12 protein-coding genes are annotated in these 17,885 nt (G+C 61.6%); 4 read left to right on the top strand and 8 right to left on the bottom strand.

The window, feature by feature from the left end; genetic code table 11:
* Positions 1-13: 13 nt before the first annotated feature.
* The 3 genes from HMPREF3147_RS03675 to leuS all read left to right on the top strand — a co-directional run bounded on the left by HMPREF3147_RS03675 (position 14) and on the right by leuS (position 7,627).
* On the top strand, positions 14-490 hold the full coding sequence (locus tag HMPREF3147_RS03675; protein ID WP_246815720.1) for an excisionase family DNA-binding protein: 477 nt from the start codon (positions 14-16) through the stop codon (positions 488-490).
* A gap of 463 nt (positions 491-953) precedes the next feature.
* Positions 954-4,694: a type I restriction endonuclease subunit R gene (locus HMPREF3147_RS03680; protein ID WP_246815716.1), complete on the top strand. Its 3,741-nt coding sequence runs from the start codon at positions 954-956 to the stop codon at positions 4,692-4,694.
* A gap of 83 nt (positions 4,695-4,777) precedes the next feature.
* On the top strand, positions 4,778-7,627 hold the full coding sequence (gene leuS, locus HMPREF3147_RS03685; RefSeq protein ID WP_070444639.1) for a leucine--tRNA ligase: 2,850 nt from the start codon (positions 4,778-4,780) through the stop codon (positions 7,625-7,627).
* Between the two features lie 117 nt (positions 7,628-7,744).
* Here the strand turns inward: leuS and HMPREF3147_RS03690 are convergent, their stop codons facing one another.
* The 4 genes from HMPREF3147_RS03690 to paaZ all read right to left on the bottom strand — a co-directional run bounded on the left by HMPREF3147_RS03690 (position 7,745) and on the right by paaZ (position 13,656).
* Positions 7,745-8,038: a type I restriction-modification enzyme R subunit C-terminal domain-containing protein gene (locus tag HMPREF3147_RS03690; protein ID WP_246815717.1), complete on the bottom strand. Its 294-nt coding sequence runs from the start codon at positions 8,036-8,038 to the stop codon at positions 7,745-7,747.
* 467 nt (positions 8,039-8,505) lie between these two features.
* The gene (locus HMPREF3147_RS03695; protein ID WP_070444641.1) at positions 8,506-9,789 is read right to left on the bottom strand and encodes a hypothetical protein; all 1,284 of its coding nucleotides are present in this window, start codon (positions 9,787-9,789) and stop codon (positions 8,506-8,508) included.
* Positions 9,790-9,816: 27 nt separating this feature from the next.
* Complete coding sequence (locus tag HMPREF3147_RS03700) at positions 9,817-11,517, bottom strand: FAD-binding dehydrogenase (protein ID WP_070444643.1); 1,701 nt, start codon at positions 11,515-11,517, stop codon at positions 9,817-9,819.
* Between the two features lie 60 nt (positions 11,518-11,577).
* The gene (gene paaZ, locus HMPREF3147_RS03705) at positions 11,578-13,656 is read right to left on the bottom strand and encodes a phenylacetic acid degradation bifunctional protein PaaZ (RefSeq protein WP_070444645.1); all 2,079 of its coding nucleotides are present in this window, start codon (positions 13,654-13,656) and stop codon (positions 11,578-11,580) included.
* Between the two features lie 102 nt (positions 13,657-13,758).
* Here paaZ and HMPREF3147_RS03710 point away from each other — a divergent pair, with 102 nt between their 5' ends.
* Positions 13,759-14,166 (top strand): PaaI family thioesterase, encoded by a 408-nt coding sequence (locus HMPREF3147_RS03710; RefSeq protein WP_070444647.1) that lies wholly within the window; start codon positions 13,759-13,761, stop codon positions 14,164-14,166.
* Positions 14,167-14,199: 33 nt separating this feature from the next.
* Here the strand turns inward: HMPREF3147_RS03710 and HMPREF3147_RS03715 are convergent, their stop codons facing one another.
* From HMPREF3147_RS03715 to HMPREF3147_RS03730, 4 genes are read right to left on the bottom strand one after another with little or no spacing between them, the layout of a single operon-like run.
* A complete protein-coding gene (locus HMPREF3147_RS03715; RefSeq protein WP_070444649.1) occupies positions 14,200-15,051 on the bottom strand; it encodes a 3-hydroxyacyl-CoA dehydrogenase family protein in 852 nt (283 codons plus the stop codon).
* 28 nt (positions 15,052-15,079) lie between these two features.
* Positions 15,080-15,847: an enoyl-CoA hydratase/isomerase family protein gene (locus tag HMPREF3147_RS12910; protein WP_070444651.1), complete on the bottom strand. Its 768-nt coding sequence runs from the start codon at positions 15,845-15,847 to the stop codon at positions 15,080-15,082.
* On the bottom strand, positions 15,848-17,044 hold the full coding sequence (locus HMPREF3147_RS12915; protein ID WP_070444653.1) for a thiolase family protein: 1,197 nt from the start codon (positions 17,042-17,044) through the stop codon (positions 15,848-15,850).
* Positions 17,045-17,100: 56 nt separating this feature from the next.
* Positions 17,101-17,877 carry an enoyl-CoA hydratase/isomerase family protein gene (locus HMPREF3147_RS03730; RefSeq protein ID WP_070444655.1) on the bottom strand — a complete coding sequence of 259 codons (777 nt, stop codon included), beginning with the start codon at positions 17,875-17,877 and terminating at the stop codon, positions 17,101-17,103.
* Positions 17,878-17,885: the final 8 nt, after the last annotated feature.

Here is a 17,885-nt window from a genome sequence, read left to right on the forward strand (position 1 = left end):
AGACCTAGAAGCAATGCTCGACGTGAGCAGGTTCCTGGACCAACTGGAGGGACCTGCTGCGCTTGTGGGGCCTGACGGACAGACGGTAAAGCTGCCCGAAGAAGCATTTAGCGTGCTGGCAGACGTTGTCCGGGCGATGAGGCAAGGAAAGGCCATTACCCTTGCGCCCGTAGACCAGTTGCTCACGACGCAGGAAGCAGCAGATTTTCTGGGCATTAGTAGACCAACGCTGGTGAAGAAGCTCGAAGACGGATCGATAGAGTTTGAGCGCACCACCGGCGGCAAGCACAGGAGGGTACGGCTCGTTGACGTGCTGCAGTACCGGGATGAGCAGCGGGCTGAACGTCGTAAAGCGCTGCGAGAGCTCGTCTCTGAGGCGCAGCGCGCGGGCGCCTATGGTGCGGGTGCTGATGATGTAGATGCTGAGGATATTGCCTTGGCCCTCAAGGACGCTCGCAAGGCAGCGGCAAAGAAAGCCCGGCGTGGCTAGGATTTCGGCTCTTTTGGCTGCGTGCACACTGATCCCAAAGGGGCCGGGCAAGCTATCGCACGCGGTCTTCCCTATCCAGAAGCGAAACAACTTCGGTCTTAGAAGGTAGATAGTTTGTGGTGTCCGGCTGTGGAGTCGTAGTGGTCAGCGGGGAGTAAGGCTTTGGTGCGTGGCTCAAGATTCCGGCAGCTACTAGTTGCTGCATGCGGCTATCTGGAGATGAAACGGGAACTATCCGAGCAATGGGTTGAGTCCGGTCAGTGTTGGTCACAGTCTCTCCGGTTATTGGTGAGCTTTGGAACAGCTCGCAATTGAATAACGGGATAGTGCCGATCTTAGCGGCGTGTGAGGAAAGAACAAGGGGGAGTCGGAGCGTTTGGCCAGGGAACGCAGTGATGGTGGTAGCTAGGCCTAGAGCCGTGACTTAGAATTACTGGAATCAAGACGTACCCGATGTGAAACCATGTCCCTGGAGAACTCTATGGTGACCTCTACTCCCCCGACTCCCCCGACTGCCGGGCGCAACGGTGTGCCAGGCGGGCCTGCACGCAGCAACTTCAGCTTTGTGCGCTACGTCTGGCCCACGGCGTATGAGGAGTGCCTGAAGGTAGAGCGGTTCGTGGATGCGGACCCGGTGATTTCCTGCTTTTATGCGCGCAAGGTGTTGGAGCGGGTAGTGAACCACATTTGGGCGTTCCGGGGTCTGGGAGATACCGGCTACCTCAGTCTGGCGGACATGACCAGGGACCGTGAGTTCGTCAAGTGTGTAGGCAACGACACCATGCTGCGCAAGATGACCATCTTGCGCAAGAGCGGCAACGACGCCGCGCACACCGACGACATGGAAGGCAAGCAAGCGCCGACGTCCTCGCAGAGCGCGCGGAAGGCGGCGGCGCACCTCTATGACCTCATGGCCTGGGCGGTGCGGTACCACTCGGCCAACCCTCAGGCCGCGCCGGGTCCGCAGGCGGCTTTTGATACTAACCTGCTGGGCCAGGCCACAGCTGATTCCTCAGGCATCCACGTTGCTGGGCGCTCCCAAGCGCAGACCGCCGCGTACCTCAAGAAGCTGGCACAGCAGGATGAGGAGCTAAAGAAGAACCGGCTGCTGCTCGATGAGGCCAAGGAAGCCGCACGTGAAGCGGAGGAGAAGCGTCTTCGTGAGGCAGCCCAGTTTGAGCTTAAGCGGCGGAGCGCAGAGCTTCGGGCGAAGGCGGATCTGGCTGATGCGCAGGAAGAAGCCGAAGCAGAGCGTGAAGCAGCGCGGCAGGTGGAACAGGAGCTTGCCGCCAAGATTGAGGCCCTCCAGGAGCAGTTAGCCGAGCAGCAAGCAGCCGCCGCAGAGCGCGCCGGGGTGGCAGCACCGTCGGCTGCGCCTTTGGCAATCAGCGAGGCCGAGACGCGCCGACAGCTCATTGACCCGATGCTCGAAGCAGCAGGGTTTAGTGATGATTCAGTCACTCGAGAGCTCGAGCTGCGCGGCATGCCCAATCCCTCCGGCCTTGGTTACGCAGATTATGTCTTGTGGGATGATGACCGCACACCGCTGGCCGTCATCGAGGCGAAGAAGTCCATGGAGTCCATGAGTGTGGGCTCCCAACAGGTGAAGCTGTACGCGGACTGCATCGAGCGCGAATACGGAACGCGGCCGGTCATGTTGTGCACCAACGGCTATCACATTGACCTGATCGATGATGCCGCTAACCTTCCTGGATCCGGTGTGGGCTATCCCGCCCGCGAGGTCGAGGGCTTCCCCACCGCGCAGCAATTGCGCCGCATGATTGGGCGGCGCACCATGCGCACCCTGTTGAGCGAGACGCCGGTAGACACGGACATTGCTGGCGGCGGCGCCCGTGCGTACCAACTCGAGGCCATCCGTGCGGTGACGGAGACGTTGGAGGCGCGGAGGCGTCGCCAAGCATTGCTGGTTATGGCAACAGGAACTGGTAAGACGCGTGTGGCCGTGGCCACTGCCAAGCTGTTGCGTCAGGCCGGCTGGGTGGGCAAGGTGCTGTTCCTGGCTGACCGCACTGCCTTGGTCAACCAGGCGCACAAGGCCTTTGTGAGCATGTATGCGGAGTCCACACCCGTGAATCTCATCAAAAACCCTGAGCAGGTGGGTGATGTGTATGTGACCACCTACAACACCATGATGAACCTGATTGGGGATGACGGCGACACGCCGGCGAAGTTCGGGCCTTTCGACTTTGACCTCATCATCGTGGACGAGGCTCACCGCTCCGTGTACAACCGCTTCAAGCGGATCTTGGAGTACTTCGATGCCTACGTAGTGGGGCTGACGGCGACGCCGAAGAGCGAGATTGACCATGACACGTATGCTCTCTTTGAGATGGAGGATAAGACTCCGTCCTTTGAGTACGGACTTGATGAGGCCGTGGCAGACGGAAATCTTGTTCCCTTCAAGACGGCTCGGCAGGACTCGCTTTTCCTGCGGCGGGGCATGTCCTATGACGAGCTTTCCCCGGAGGAACAGCTGGCATGGGACACGTCCGACTGGGGTACCGATGAGGACGGCGGGCGCTTGGATCCGCCTGGTCAGGTTTCTTCGGCGGAGATTAACCGCTACCTGTTCAACAAGGACACCATACGCAAGGTCCTGAAAACCGTGGTGGAGAACGGGATCCGCGTGGGCGGCGACCAACTGGGCAAGACCATCATCTTCGCCCGGACTCAACGTCACGCGGAGCTCATCAAGCAAGTCTTTGACGCTACGTTCCCGGAGTATTCGCGCACTGGAGCCTCCGTGATTACCACGCACACGAAGTATGCGCAGTCGGCATTGGACGACTTCGCAGATCCGGACGGGGACGTCAACATCGCGATTTCGGTGGACATGCTTGACACCGGCGTGGACGTGCCCGAGGTGGTCAATCTTGTGTTCTTCAAACCTGTCTACTCCCCCACCAAGTTCTGGCAGATGGTGGGCCGAGGGACGCGACTGCGCCCGGACCTCTTCGGCCCGGGGATGGACAAGACGCACTTCCTCATCTTCGACTTCTGCGGCAACGTGGACGAGTTCTTTAAGGGTGAAGCCCGTGAATCGGCCACGGGCCGACCACGGTCGCTGTCGGAAAAGCTCTTTGATGCCCGCGTGGGGTTGCTTGCTCAGTTGGATAAGCACGCTACGGCCCCAGAGATGCGCGCCGAGCTTGCTGATTCCCTTCACGGCTCGGCGGCGTCTATACCGCTAGGCCACATCATGGTCCGCCCCAGCGACAAGGAAACCTTGTTGCGATACCGCGAACGCTCTGCGTGGGATGAGCTAAGTGAAGAGAAGGCTGAGCAGCTGCGCCGCCATATTGCGCACTTGCCGCTGGACACGATGAAGGACTCTGAGACAGCTAAGCGCTTTGACCTGGTGATTTTGAAGCTCCAGGTGGGGCTGCTCGACCACAGCCCGGAGTTCGCGGCACTGCGCGAACGAGTCGAGAGGATGGCGAATGACCTCATGGCCGTGAGTTCCACCATCCCCATGGTGGCCGAACGGCGGTCCTTCCTCGAGCGCGCGCTCGATCCGGAGTGGTGGAATAACGTGACGGTCGAGGACCTCGAGACCATCCGCATCGGCATGCGTTCGCTCATTCAGTTTGTGCCCAAGGGAAAGCGCAACGCCGTCACCCTCGACATCCAAGATGAGATGGGTGAGCTCACGATTGATGATGAGATGCCGGCGCGGCTGCCCGGCACCGGTTCCTACCCCACCCAACTGGAGCAACGCCTGCGCGAATTGCTGCAGGAGCATGCCAACGACCTGGCGATGATCAAATTGCGCAGTGCACGGACGCTTAACGCAGAGGACGTCGCAGCGCTGGAGGCGATGGTAGCCCAGGCAGGCGGGGGAAGTGGGGGCTCCACGGAAAGCGTCGACAAGCTGCGTGAGCGCATGGGTGGGGACAGCATTCCTGCCTTCATCCGCCGCTTGGTGGGCCTTGACGAGGCGGCAGTCCGGGAGCAGTTTGCAGACCTGCTCAGTAATACGTCTTTCAATGCTGCCCAAATACGCTTTATCAAGATGCTGGTAGATGTGCTGGTTCACAACGGTGGTGTGGCCTACGAGGAGATCTTCCAGCCTCCCTTCGATGAAGAGGGTTCCGTCATCGACATTTTTCACAACAAGGCCGACGTCATTGTCGATCTACGCAAGCGCCTTGAACGGATTGAAGCGACGGCGCAGGCTACCTAGTTACTACCGTGCCTCAGAACAGGAATACGGTCCGGCTGGGTCTAACTGGGGAGATGTCCGTGCGGTGACTACACTGTCTAACCATGACTAACCCGAGCGATAACACCACCCACCGCTACACGCCGGAGCTCGCCGCGCAAATTGAAAGTGCCTGGCAGCAGTACTGGAAGGATAACGGCACCTTTAATGCGCCGAACCCAGTTGGGCCGCTCGCGGAGGAGGGTAAGGAACTTCCCGCGGAGAAGATGAACATTCAGGACATGTTCCCCTACCCTTCCGGCGCGGGCCTTCACGTGGGCCACCCACTGGGCTATATCGCTACGGATACCTACGCGCGTTATCAACGCATGCTGGGTAAGAACGTCCTGCACACGCTGGGCTATGACGCCTTTGGTCTGCCGGCAGAACAGTACGCCATCCAGACGGGTACGCACCCGCGCACCACGACGGAGGCGAATATCAAGAATATGCGCCGCCAGCTGGGTCTTCTCGGCCTAGGTCATGATCCACGCCGCTCGGTGGCCTCGACTGACCCGGAGTTTTATAAGTGGACGCAGTGGATCTTCCTGCAGATTTATAACTCCTGGTTCGATGAGGAGCAGCAGAAGGCGCGCCCGATTTCTGAGCTCATCAAGGAGCTTGAGGTGGGCAAGCGCACTACCAAGGACGGCCGCTACTACGCAGATCTGAGTAAGGAAGAGCAGCGCAAGGCACTCGATGAGTTCCGCCTGGTCTACCTGTCCAACTCCACCGTGAACTGGTGCCCGGGCCTGGGCACCGTGCTGGCCAATGAGGAGGTCACCGCGGAGGGCAAGTCTGAGCGCGGTAACTTCCCGGTCTTTCGCAAGAACCTGTCGCAGTGGATGATGCGCATTACTGCCTACTCCGACCGTCTGCTCGATGACCTGGAGCTTCTGGACTGGCCAGAGAAGGTCAAGTCCATGCAGCGCAACTGGATTGGCCGCTCCCGTGGTGCGGAGGTCAGCTTCCACGCCGAGGGCTACAACATCGACGTCTTCACTACCCGACCAGATACTCTCTTCGGTGCGGAGTACGTGGTGCTGGCTCCGGAGCATGAGCTTGTCGATGCCCTCCTCTCCCCCATCCCTTATGACGATGACGTGGATGAGCGCTGGACCTTCGGCCACGATGATCCGAAGGAGGCCGTAGAGGCCTACCGCGCCTCCATTGCCGCGAAGTCCGACTTGGAGCGCCAGGAGAACAAGGAAAAGACCGGTGTCTTCCTGGGTACTTATGCCACCAACCCGGTCAACGGCAAGCAGGTCCCGATCTTCATCGCGGACTACGTTCTGACCGGCTATGGCACCGGTGCCATCATGGCGGTCCCAGCGCACGATACCCGTGACTACGAGTTCGCCACCGTCTTTGGCCTGCCGATTACTGAGGTAGTCGCTGGCGGCGACATCACCAAGGAGGCCTACACGGAGTCCGGCAAGGCCGTAAACTCCGCCAACGATTCCCTGGACATCAACGGCATGCCCAAGGATGAGGCCATCGCCGCCATCATCCCGTGGCTAGAGGAACAAGGAGTGGGCCACGAGAAGATCCAGTACAAGCTGCGTGATTGGCTGTTTGCCCGCCAGCGCTACTGGGGCGAGCCCTTCCCCATCGTCTATGACGAGGCCGGCCAGGCCTACCCGCTGCCGGAGTCGATGCTGCCCATCGAGCTGCCGGAGGTAGAAGACTACAAGCCGGTCTCCTTCGACCCGGATGATGCTGATTCCTCCCCGCAGCCGCCGCTGGCCAAGGCTCGCGAGTGGGTCGAGGTGGAGCTGGACCTGGGTCTTGGGGATGGCCCGCAGACCTACTACCGCGATACCAACGTCATGCCGCAGTGGGCAGGTTCTTCCTGGTATCAGCTGCGCTACATCGATCCGACGAATGACGAGATCTTCTGCGACTTGGAAAACGAGCGCTACTGGACGGGCCCGCGCCCAGAAGAGCACGGCGCTAACGACCCGGGTGGCGTTGACCTCTACGTCGGTGGCGTTGAACACGCCGTGCTGCACCTGCTCTACGCCCGCTTCTGGCACAAGGTCCTCTTCGATCTGGGCTACGTGAGCTCCAAGGAGCCCTACCGCCGCCTGTACAACCAGGGCTACATCCAGGCCTATGCGTATACCGATTCCCGCGGCGTCTACGTCCCGGCCGCGGAGGTAGTAGAACGCGATGGCGCGTTCTACTACGGGGATGAAAAGGTCAACCAGGAGTACGGCAAGATGGGCAAGTCCCTGAAGAACTCCGTGGCCCCGGATGATATTTGCCGCGACTATGGTGCCGATACCCTGCGTGTCTACGAGATGTCGATGGGCCCGCTGGATACCTCCCGCCCGTGGGCCACCAAGGACGTCGTCGGTGCGCAGCGTTTCCTGCAGCGCCTGTGGCGCCTAGCCGTCGACGAGAACTCTGGCGAGCTGTGCACGACGGACGCAGAGCTTTCCGAGGATGACTTGAAGCACCTCAACCGCACCATCGCCGGTGTGCGCGATGACTATGAGAACCTGCGCCTGAACACCGTGGTGGCCAAGCTCATTGAGTACGTGAACTACCTGACCAAGGCCTATCCGAAGGGCGCGCCGCGCGCGGCGGTGGAGCCTTTGGTCCAGCTGGTCTCCCCCGTTGCCCCGCACATCGCGGAGGAGCTGTGGAAGCGCTTCGGCCATGAGGAGACCATCACCTATGAGGCCTTCCCGGAGTTCGAAGAAAAGTACCTCGTCGACGACGAGATCGAGGTTCCGGTGCAGATCAACGGCAAGGTCAAGGCACGCGTGATGGTGCCTGCCGACGCTGACCAAGCCACCGTCGTGGGTATTGCCAAGGAAGATGAGCGCATCGCTGAGCTGACCGCCGGCAAGAACGTGGTCAAGGAGATTTACGTCCCGGGCCGCATGGTCAACCTCGTTGTGAAGTAACTCGCCCCAAGAAAGCGCCGTTCCTGCGGTTACTCCGGCACCGCCTCTGAGGTGCCTCAGGAACGGCCTTAGGGGCACCTCATCCACGTTGCCGTCAAAGGCGTCGAAGGGGGGGAACTATAGTTGTCGTAAGGTGCTCTCAAAGAGCTCCGCGACAGTGACGATTCCGTTGTGGACTAACCCGCCGATGATCTGGTTCATGAAGGCCAGCTGCACCGAGTTCAGGCGTGCGCCGTCCATCATGTCCGCAAACGCGGAACGCGCCGCGGATTTGTCCAACCCGATGATGGTGCGGACTAAGCGGGGAAGGCCCACGCCGAGCTGTTCCTCCAGGGCGGGGGAGACCGCGACTAAATTCCCCAGCTCATCGGCTAAATCCATGACCACGGCCTTGCGCGTGTCACGGTCCATGCCATTAGTAAAAGCTATCTTCTATTAAGTAGCCATATGTATTTTTCGGGGCGGCGCGACTTTTAGGGTTTAAGGCGCAAATGACGGTACGTCCAATTCTGCAGGTGGAATTCATACTCATTCCTTCTTTCAAAATTGCTGGTTGTATGCGGTTGGCGCTCCTTCTTTGAGTCCAAAACATGGACGTGCGCATTCCCTCGAGCGTGAATTTTCAAAAACCCTTGCCTGGTTCACCTCTCTTCGATATCCATTTCCCAGGAAGTTGTTTTTCTGAGGCTTGAGTGTCGTGAAAAACAACTCTGAAACAACTTTGCCAACAACTGTGTCTGGTTTAGCGCTCCCATCGGTTGGAAAAGGGCAGTTCAAAAGGGTTGTTGCTGGTTGTTTGTAGTTGTTTCGAGGTTGTTGTGAGTTGTTCGCGGTAGTTGTAGGCAGCGGCATGCGGCCTGGAGGGGGCTGAAGCAGGGCTAATCCAGCTCTTGGTTCAGCTCCTCGCGCACCTTGGTGATGATTTCTCCGAGGAAGCCCTGGCAGCCATCGGTGATGATGGGGAATGTGGAGTCATCCTCGATGACACCCAGCGTGAACAGCAGGTCGCGGGTGATGGCGTGCGTGTAGTCGTATTCTGGGTTGAACTCCCATTCACCGCGGAACAAATGGACTAGTTCGAAGGAGAGCTGAGGAATGCCCTCCGGTTCGGCGTAGGCATAAGGGATGTTGTGCATGATGACCTGCGTTGCCCAGAGCGGATCGTTCATGGCCTTGCGGCCATATTTGGTGAGCTTGATCTGCGTCGTTGTGGTCTTGAGCCAATCCAGGTCCGTGAGGAATCCGCGCAGGTTCAGCAGCGGCTGGTGGTAGTCCTCGCGCTTAACATCATCAAAATCATTGGGGCTGTTGAGGCCCTCTTTCAGGCGTGCCACGGCCGCCTGCTTCAGGTAGCCGGCCCCGGTGAGGCGCGGAAATTCTTCGATGACCTCGAGGTATTCGCGCACGCGTTGGCCTACGTGGGCGGCGATGGCGTCGTCAAGCGCCGGCAGCTCATAGTCGGGACGCAGCTCCGGGTAGGCCTCGTGGATTTCCGCGCGCCATTCCTCCAGCATCTCCGAGGAGGGCACCGGGATGTCCTCGAAGGGAGTGGAGCGGAAAGGATCGAGGGGGAGATCTCCAGGCAGCGCGGGCTTGGTGCCACCCTCCAGGTTGGCGGCTTCCGTGCCCATGGTGGCCAGGCGCTGCGCCACGGCGGGCGGGTAAAAAGTGGTGAGGCGCTGATGGATTTGGTCCAGTGTGTAGTTGGGGAAGAGCGCGAAAATGCGCTCCATGCTGTCGGTAGGAACAGCCATGTAGGCCATGGTCGCTTGGACATCGAGGACCACCTTGAACATCGCCTCGGCACTGCCCAGCTCACTCATGAGATCGGGGCCTTCACCGGCGATGAGGGCTGGCAGACCCATGACGACGCGCGAGGTGTCCGCCACGCTGATGCTGATATTCCATGCGCCGTCCGAGGGGTGGTAGTGCGCTACTTCCCGGAATGTTTCGAAAAAGTCCTGGTCAATGATGGTGAGGACGTCGATTGGCGTGCCTTCCTCAACCACGAGGATTCCCGGGTGAGAGGGCTCAAGGCCGAGCGCGGCGTGGACGATGATCATCATCTCGCCCACGGTGACTTCCGCGGGGGCGGCGACAAAGCGGGCCGTGGTGAAGAAAGGATTCTCCACGTCGATACGGACATTCCTAGCGAGGTTCATAGTGCCCGACAGTATTAGAAAACCGTGCTATTCGCGCGCCAAAGCTTCGCCCACGCGCTTGCCAGAATGGATGCACCCGCCCAGGAAGGTGCCTTCCAGCGCATTCTTGCCGTGCATGCCGCCACCGCCGAAACCGGAGGCCTCGCCGCAAGCATAGAGGCCGGGGAGTACCGTTCCATCGGGATTGAGGCACTGGCCGTCCAGGTTGGTCTCCAGGCCACCTAGCGTCTTGCGGGTGAGGAACTTCAAACGTACTGCGATGAGAGGGCCCTTGGTTTCATCCAGGATGCGGTGTGGGGGAGCAACGCGAATGAGCTTATCGCCTAAGAATCCGCGGGCAACGCGGAGGTAGTTGACTTGGGCGTCTTTGCTGAAGGCATTATCCTGCTGGGAATCACGATCTTCCAGGACTTTTCTAAGTTGGGGTACCTCAATGGTGGGGGAGCCCTCAGGTGCAATGCGGTTCATTCCGGCAACGAGATCCTCCAGGTTGTCTTCCACCACCCAGTCAATTCCGTTCTCCATGAAGGCCTTGACTGCCACGTGGGTGCCGGGGCCCAGCTTGCCGGCGAGCTTCTTGAATTCCTTGTCCGTCAGGTCTGGGTTTTGCTCCGAGCCGGAGAAGATGAACTCCTTGTCCACGATGGTCTGGTTGAGCACGAACCAGGAGTAACCGTGCCCGGTCTGGCCAATGTGGGCCAAGGCCGCAAGGTTATCGGTGCCGGGGAAAAGGTTGGTGGGCAGGCGGTTGCCTTCGGCGTCGAGCCACAGTGCTGACGGACCGGGGATGATACGGATGCCGTGGCCGGGCCAGATGGAATTCCAGTTGGTCATGCCCTCGGTGTAGGCCCACATGCGGTCCGTGTTGACCACCGAGGCGCCCGCCTGCTGGGCGATGTCTATGCCACGGCCGTCGACATGCGCGGGAACGCCCGTGACCAGTTCCTCCGGGCATTCGCCCCAGCGCTCAGTCGGCCACATGCAGCGGACCTTGTCCAGGTTGCCGCCGATGCCGCCGGTGGCGATGACGACAGCAGAGCCGCGCAGCTCGAAGTGCTTGAGCACATTCCTCGGGCTCGCCTCACCGCGTGGCTGGCTGGTGGGGGAGAGGACGCTGCCGCGCACGCCGACGACGCGCGGGCTGCCAGCGTCGTCGTTTTCGACGACGAGCTCGTCCACGCGGTGGCGGAAATGGAATTCGACCTGGCCTTGTTCTTCTGCTTTAAGGAGTGGTTCGCGGAAGACGCGCACGACCTCCGGGCCCGTGCCCCAGGTGAGGTGGAAACGCGGGACGGAGTTGCCGTGGCCGGAGGCATCGCCCGAACCGCGCTCGGCCCAGCCGATGGTGGGCAGCACGTTGAGGCCTAGGCCTTTGAGGTATGTGCGCTTTTCATTAGCGGCAAAGCGCACGTATTCGCGGCCCCATTTCGCGCCCCAAAAATCGTGCCGGTCATCCTCGGTCACTGGGTCATAGTCGGCAGAGTTGGCCCAGTCGCGCCAGGCCAATTCTTCGGAGTCCTTGACCCGCATCATCTTCTGCTCGGGGGAGTCGACATAAAACAGCCCGCCGAGGGACCAGAAGGCCTGGCCGCCTAGGTTATTGCGATTTTCTTGTTCCAGGAAGATGACGTGCTTTCCGCCCTTGAGGGCCTCGTAGCCGGCGACCATGCCGGCGAGGCCGCTGCCGACGATGATGACGGAGCCAGTGACCAAGTTAGTTTCTTTCATGACAGTAATGATAAAAGAAACCGGACTCGATTGTGTGACTTGGCTCGCACATTATCATCTTTACGCCGAGGCTGTGCCCTCGGCGTAGGTCGTGTTCACCTTCTCCACGAGGGTCAACACATCGTAGGTCGCCACAATCTCATCCTCCTGGTTGTAGAGCACGGCATCCCAGCAGACCTCGCCGTAGTCATCGGTCACGCGCGGGGTGATGCGTTTGGCGGTCAGTTCCACGCGGATGGAATCGTCATAGGTGACCGGCGTAATGAAGCGCAGGTTCTCCAGGCCATAGTTGGCCAGGACCGGGCCCGGCGCAGGCTCCACGAAGAGGCCCGCAGCCCAGGAGACCAGCAGGTAACCGTGTGCGACGCGGCGCGGGAAGAAGGGATTGGCCGTTGCGGCCTCCTCGTCAGTGTGGGCGTAGAAGGTATCGCCGGTCTTCTCCGCGAACTCGAGGATTTCCTCGAGGGAGACGTGGCGCAGGTCGGAGGCGAACTGGTCACCGATCTGTAGCGTAGCCAGGTCCTTGCGGAAGGGGTGGGTGCCCTGGCCATTCTCCACGTCGGCGCGGGTCACGCGCTGCACGGCCGCGCCGCGGTGCCACTGGCCCGTGATGGCGGTGAGGTGATCCGGGGTGCCCTGAATAGCGGTGCGCTGCATGTAGTGCAGGATGCCACGCACACCACCCAGTTCTTCGCCGCCGCCGGCGCGACCCGGTCCGCCGTGGACGAGGTGCGGGAGGGGAGAGCCGTGGCCGGTCGAGGTCTTCGCATCATCACGGTCAAGGAAATGCAGGCGGCCGTGGTGGGCAGCAATGCCGAGTGCGTACTCGCGTGCCAGCTGCGGGTCATGCGTAATAACGGAGGCAACCAGCGAACCAGAGCCCAGGGCGGCGAGCTCGATGGCCTCGGCGGGGGAGTCGTAACCCAGGAAGGAGACGACGGGGCCGAAGGCTTCGGTGTCGTGGACCGCTGGGGTGCGATTATCGGCAAAGCGCAGGATAGTGGGGTTGAAGAACGCGCCCTCGGCCTCCTCGCCGCCGTAGACTACCTCGCCGCCGCCGGCCTTGAGCTTCTCGACGGCCTCCGCGACGTCCTGCTTCTGATCCGCGGAGACCAACGGACCCATGGTGGCGGAGGCATCGCGCGGATCGCCCACGACGACCTTGTCGCGCAGGCGTGCGCTGAGGGCTTCAATGGTGGCGTCGACAAGCGCATGCGGGACGATGGCGCGGCGGATGGCGGTACACTTCTGACCCGCCTTCGAGGTCATCTCGCCGAAGACTGCCTTGACGAAGGCCTCGAACTCCGGGGAGTCCGCGGTGACATCGGTACCCAGAATGGCAGCGTTGAGGGAGTCAGCCTCCGCGCTGAACTGGATGCCGCCCTCGATGACGTTGTGGTGTGCGCGCAGGGTATTCGCGGTATCGGCAGAGCCGGTAAAGGCCACGTGATCGCGGTAGTCCAGGTGATCCAACATGTCGCGGGCGGAGCCGGAGATGAGCTGCAGGCTGCCTTCCGGCAGGATCCCGGAATCGATCATGAGGCGAACACAAGCCGCGGTGATGTAGCCGGTCGGCGTAGCGGGCTTAACAATCGAGGGCACGCCCGCGATGAAGGCCGGGGCAAATTTCTCCAGCATGCCCCAGACGGGGAAGTTGAAGGCGTTGATCTGTACGGCTACGCCAGGGATGGAGGTGTAGATGTGGCGGCCGATGAAGGAGCCGTCCTTGGAAAAGACCTCTGCCTCGCCGTCCGGCATGACGGTGGAATTAGGCATCTCGCGGCGGCCCTTCGAGGAGAAGGTGAACATGGTGGAAATGCCGCCGTCGATATCGACGAAATTATCGCGCTTGTTGGCGCCGGCCTTGTTGGCCAGTTCGTAGAGCTCTTCGCGGTGATCCTGGAGGTAGATCGCCAGCTCCTTGAGTTTGAGGGCGCGCTCGTGGAAGGTGAGCTTCTGGAGGCCTTCGCGCCCGGTGCTGCGGGCGTAGTCGATGGCGCCGGCGATGTCGAGGCCTTTGGCGCTGACTCGAGCGATGACTTCTCCAGTGGAAGCATCGTGCACGTCAGCGACGCGTGAGGGGTTGTCCGGGGTGAGCCACTGGCCGGAGAGGTAGCTGGGGACGAGGGCTTCAGTCATAGCGAAAAGTTTGGCCTTTCCATTAGTTTCCGAACGGTTGGTCAGTAAATACAGGCTAGTATAGTCTGCGTCACATTTCTAGGATTAAGTAAGGAGTACGGCATGACCGCAGAGGTATGGAAGATTCAGTTGGGTGAGCTGGACAAGAAGATGGGTGTTGAAATCCTGGAAGAGTCGGCCCAGCGAGTGGTGGCCACCATGCCGGTCGAGGGCAATACCCAGTCCTTCGGGCTGCTCCACGGTGGGGCCATGGCGTGCCTAGCGGAGGCCGTTGGTAGCTGGGCGGCGGTGATTCACGCTTCGACGCTGGGCAAGGTCGCCGTCGGCGTGGACATCAACGCAACGCACCACGCTTCCGGGCGCGCGGGTCTGGTCACGGCGACGGCCACCGCCATCAAGCTGGGCAAGACGCTGTGCTCCCACGAGATCATCATTACAGATGACGAGGGGAGGAGGCTGTGTACGGCGCGCATCACTAACGCGCTCGTGGCGTCGAAGGACAAGAAGTAGGAGCGCTAGGAAATAGTGGAGGGGGAGTGCGGCTTATTCGGAGTAGTCGTAGAAGCCCTTGCCGGACTTGCGGCCCAGCTCCCCGCGGGCGACCATGTCGCGCATGAGCTGCGGCGGGCTAAAACGCTCACCTAGCTGGGATTCGAGGTATTCGGCGATGCCGAGGCGCACATCAAGGCCTACGATATCGGTCAGCTCCAGCGGGCCGATGGGGAACTTGTAGCCCAGCACCATGGCGTTGTCGATATCGCGCGGTGAGGCCACGCCTTCCTCCACCATGCGGATGGCCTCCAGCGCGATGGCCACGCCGAGGCGGGAGGAAGCGAAGCCGGGGGCATCCTTGACCACCACCGCGGTCTTGCCCAAGCCCTCGACCCAGTCCTTGGCGGTATCCACGAGCGCCTCCGGCGTGGACTCGGCAACAACCACTTCCACCAGTTTGGAAGCTGGGACCGGGTTGAAGAAGTGCAGACCAATGACGTCGTTGGGGATGCTTTCTGCCAGCTGCGATACCGACAGTGAGGAGGTATTGGTGGCGACGACAGCCTCTGGGGCCGCTTCGGCGATATCCCGGAAGGCGGCCACCTTGAGATCCATCGATTCTGGAACTGCCTCAACCACGAGGTCGAAGCCGGCGAAGGCGGAGGCGGTGGTGGAAAAGCTGAGACGCTGATCCCAGGATTCGAAGGTGCCGTCCGCCCCGCGGTCGAGGGAGCCGCGGATGGCCTTGTGCACGCGCTCGCGAGCGGCGGCCACGGCGTCGTCGTTGATATCCACTACGGTCACGGACGCGCCGGCGGCGAGAAAGGCGTGCGTGATGCCCGCGCCCATACGGCCGCCGCCGAGAACGCCGACCTTGGCAGGAACCTGCAGTTCTGAGGACATGAGTTGATTCTCCTTGTGGGTGGAAGGTTTATTTCTTGCGGTCCAGGAAGGCCTGCATCCGCTCAAACTTGGCGGGGGACTCAAAAAGCACGGCCTGGGCGATGTTGTCCACCGCCGGGTGCGCTGCATCAGGCATAGAGATGAGCTGCTTAGTCAAACGCACGGCCAATGGATCTTGCTGGGCGATGCGCTCGGCTAGTGCCAGGGCGCCGTCGACCAGCGCATCCGGCTCGTGCAGCTCGCTGACCAGGTGATTGGCCAGCGCCTCCTCGCCGTTGAGGATGCGCCCGGCCAGCAGAATCTCCTTCGCCAGCGGGGTGCCCACGCACTCCTTGAGGCGCCAGGTGGCACCCGCGGCGGCAGCGATACCCAGGCCGGCTTCAGGCTGGCCAAACTTGGCAAAAGGAGTGGACACGCGGAAGTCGGCGGCTAAGGCCAACTCCAATCCGCCGCCGAGGGCGTAGCCATCCACCGCTGCGATGACGGGGGCGGGCAGCGAGGCGATGCGGTGGAAGATGCCGGAATTGATGCCGCGGAGGGCGTCCTCGCGGCGGCGCTCACGAAGCTGCGCGATGTCCGCCCCGGAGGCGAAGATCCCGCGGGGGCCCTTCGGGGTATCCACGGTGCAGCCGGTGATGATGAGGATGCGGGGATCGGACTCGAGCTGCGCGCAGAGTTCGTGGAACTCCGCCACCATCTGCTCATCGATGGCATTGCGGACGGCGGGGCGGTTGAGCTTGGCGAGGACAATCTCGTCATTCTCACCGCGCGTCGAAATCTCAATGGCAGTAGTCATTTAGACCCTCTCAATCGCAATTGCGGTGCCCTGGCCCACACCCACGCACATGGTGGCGATGCCGCGGCTCAACCCGTCCGTTTCCAGGCGGTTGAGCAGGGTCAAGGTGATACGGGAACCGGAAGAACCCAGCGGGTGGCCCAGCGCGATGGCGCCGCCCCAGGTATTAACCTTGTTCTCATCCAAGCCCAGCTCGCGGATGCAAGCGATGGACTGGGAGGCAAAAGCTTCGTTGAGTTCGACGGCATCCACGCTGTCCAGCTCCCAGCCGGCGCGCTCCAGCACGTCGCGGGTAGCCGGGATGGGGCCGGTGCCCATGATCTCTGGGCGCACACCGCGTGCGGAGTTGGCCACCACGCGGGCGCGGGCGGTCAGGTTGTGCTTCTTGAGGGCCTCGTCGGAGGCGACAATGACGCAGGAGGCGCCGTCGTTCAGCGAAGAGGCGTTACCTGCTGTGGTGACGTCACCCAGGGAGGTCACCGGGCGCAGCTTGGCCAAGACCTCCATCGTGGTGCCCGGGCGGGGGCCTTCGTCGGTGTCGACGACGGTGACGTTGCCCTTGCGGTCGGTGACCTCGATGGGCACGATTTCCCTGGCAAACTTGCCGGCCTCGATGGCAGCGAGCGCGCGCTCCTGGGAACGCACTGCGAAGGAATCGGCGTCCTCGCGGCTAATACCAAAGACGTTGGCCACCTCCTCGGCGGTCTCCGGCATGGAGTAGGTCATCTTCTCCTGCTCCGCGAACTTCGGGTTGGCAAAGCGCCAGCCAATGGAGGTATCAAAAACCTGGCCTGGCTTAGCAAAAGGCTTGTTTGGCTTCTCCATGACCCAGGGGGCGCGGGACATGGATTCGACGCCACCGGCGATGACAATATCCGCCTGGCCGGACTCCACGAGGGCGGTGGCCAGGGCAATCGAGGACATGCCCGAAGCGCACAGGCGGTTGACCGTGATGCCCGGTACGGTGTCCGGGAACCCGGCGAGCAGCCAGGACATGCGAGCAACGTTGCGGTTCTCTTCGCCGGCGCCGTTAGCGTTGCCGATGATGACTTCATCCACCGCGGAGGGGTCGAGTCCGGCCTCCTCCACCGTCTTCTTGATTGCGGTGGCCATGAGGTCATCTGGGCGCACCGAGGATAGTGTGCCGCCGTAGCGGCCCACGGGGGTGCGGAAGCCGGATACCAGGTATGCAGTCATGTGATTCCTTAACTGTGGTGGGTTAGCTGTCGTGTGTTCTAGAAGGTCTGGAGGTTTTAGCGGCCGTGGAAGACCGGCGGGCGCTTCTCGTTGAAAGCGGCGAAGCCTTCGTAGTAGTCCTCGGTATCGCAGAGCTTTCCCTGAGCGATGTTCTCGGCATCGACGCTGGCCCACAAACCGGTGCCGTTATCGCGGATGTCCTGGACCAGGGTGCGGCTGGTGAGGAAAGCTTGGGTGGCGCCGTGGGCTGCGCGCTGGGCGACGCCCCGGGTAAACTCCAGCAGCTCCTCCGCAGGTACCGCGCGGGAGAAGAGCCCCGCGCGCACTGCCTCCGCGCCGGGGATGAGGTCACCAGTGATGATGAGGTCCATCGCGCGGTGCGTTCCTAGGCGCTCGACGAAGAGGGAGTGCCCACCTGAATCGAGAGTGGCGCCCAGGTTGGCAAATGGGGAGCCGAACTTGGCGTCTTCGGCGACGTAGACGACGTCACAGGCCAAAGCGAGACCGAGGCCGACACCCAGGCAGGGGCCGTGCACGGCGGCGAAGGTGGGGGCAGGAAAGTTGTCGATCTTCTTGAGCACGGGAGTGACAACGTCCGCGAGGTAGGCAGTGGCATCGTCTTCACGCGGGTTGAGCCCCTTGATGTTACGGCCCGCGCAAAAGCCTTTGCCCTCACCGCGCAGGATGAGCGCGCGGGGCCTAAGCTCTGCGGCTTCATCGAGGGTGCGGGAGAGCTCGGCAAGGTCCTCCTCCGCGAGGGAGTTCAAGGCCTTCGGGTTGTTGAGTACGAGTTCGACGACTCCGGCTTCGGCGTCGTGGTGCAGGTCGATCATGTGTGTTT

It is taken from the genome of Corynebacterium sp. HMSC05D03 (assembly GCF_001807205.1).
GTDB classification, from domain to species: Bacteria; Actinomycetota; Actinomycetes; order Mycobacteriales; family Mycobacteriaceae; genus Corynebacterium; species Corynebacterium aurimucosum.